The organism is Aeromonas bivalvium (genome assembly GCF_000819765.1).
GTDB lineage: Bacteria > Pseudomonadota > Gammaproteobacteria > Enterobacterales > Aeromonadaceae > Aeromonas > Aeromonas bivalvium.
In genome coordinates, this window is sequence record NZ_CDBT01000035.1 from 1 (window position 1) to 1672 (window position 1672).

Genomic DNA, 1672 nt, shown 5'->3' on the forward strand with positions numbered 1-1672 from the left:
TATTGCTAAGAAATCGTCTTGGTCACTTCACCAGACATTGAAAATCAAAAATTAATTTTGATGCTCGATGCTGTGAGTGCCCACACAGATTGCTTGATTCAAATTGTTAAAGAGCGACGCAGCTTTTGGCTGCTGCGGGAGTGGCATTCTACTCAACCGCCTTCTCGAGTCAAGCCCTATTTTCAAAGGCTTTTTCGAGGCACCGACCGGCTTGTCTGCGTTGCCGCTTGCCCTGTCGATGGAGGCGCATTATAGGGAGCAGAAACTTTCTGGCAAGCAGATAATTGCAAAAAGATGGCTTTCATCGTTCAACCGCTCATAAAGCCACCAAAAAGAATCTTAATCCAGCAAGATCAGCCTGCGACCGGCGCAGCAACGGCAAAATCATGCAGGTTGTCGTAGATGGCATCAGCCAGCTCAATCCCCGCATCAGTAATCGGCTTGCCCGTTCTGACCATGACCTTGTGACCGACCTTAGCATTGATGGCGGCTTTCAGGTCCGAAGGTTTGTCACCCACCATGTAAGAGCGGCTCATATCAATACCGAGCTCTCGCTGGGCAAGCAACAGCATACCCGGTTCGGGTTTGCGGCAGTCGCAGGGGATACCGCGGTCCGGGTGATGGGGACAGAAGTAAATACCATCGAGATCCACATCGCGATCGGCCAGGGACCAATCCATCCACTCGGTCAGGTTCATGAAGTCATCTTCAGTGAAGTAACCACGGGCGATGCCGGACTGGTTGGTGACCACGATCAGCAGATAGCCTTTCTTCTTCAGCAGCTGCAGGGCTTCGATCACCCCGGGCAGAAAATGGAAGTCATCGACTTGGCTGACATAACCTGTGTCTTCGTTGATGACACCGTCACGATCCAGAAAAATGGCAGGCTTACTCACGGGGGAACTACCTCGGTAATAAATGTCTGAAAAGTATCGCATGGGGGTAAATAAGGTCCCCAAAAGTAAAAGGGGCGGCCGAAGCCACCCCTTTCATGCGTGCATATAAAGTATCGATTAAGCGATAACTTTAGCTACAACACCAGCACCTACGGTACGGCCACCTTCACGGATGGCGAAACGCAGGCCGTCGTCCATCGCGATCGGGGCGATCAGGGTGACAACCATCTTGATGTTGTCGCCCGGCATTACCATCTCTACGCCTTCCGGCAGTTCGATGGTGCCAGTCACGTCGGTGGTACGGAAGTAGAACTGCGGACGGTAGCCTTTGAAGAACGGGGTGTGACGACCACCTTCTTCTTTGGACAGCACGTACACTTCGGATTCGAACTTGGTGTGCGGCTTGATGGTGCCCGGCTTGGCCAGTACCTGACCACGCTCCACGTCTTCACGCTTCACGCCACGCAGCAGCGCGCCAACGTTTTCACCGGCACGGCCTTCGTCCAGCAGTTTGCGGAACATTTCAACGCCGGTACAGGTGGTCTTGGTGGTATCTTTGATACCAACGATTTCCACTTCTTCACCAACCTTCACGATACCGCGCTCTACACGACCGGTTACTACGGTACCACGGCCAGCGATGGAGAAGACGTCTTCGATAGGCATCAGGAACGGCAGGTCGATCGCACGCTCCGGCTCCGGGATGTAGCTGTCCAGGTGGCCAGCCAGTTCCAGGATCTTCTCTTCCCATGCGGCGTCGCCTTCCAGCGCTTTCA

General features: G+C 53.6%; 2 protein-coding genes. Both read right to left on the reverse strand.

Going from position 1 to position 1672, the window contains the following annotated elements:
- Positions 1-353: 353 nt before the first annotated feature.
- Entirely contained in the window at positions 354-896 is a 543-nt protein-coding gene (gene gmhB / locus BN1119_RS11210; protein WP_041997829.1) for a D-glycero-beta-D-manno-heptose 1,7-bisphosphate 7-phosphatase, read from the reverse strand.
- Positions 897-1013: 117 nt separating this feature from the next.
- Positions 1014-1672 (reverse strand): EF-Tu C-terminal domain-related protein (locus tag BN1119_RS11215; protein ID WP_041997831.1); only part of this gene is annotated, 659 nt, incomplete at its 5' end.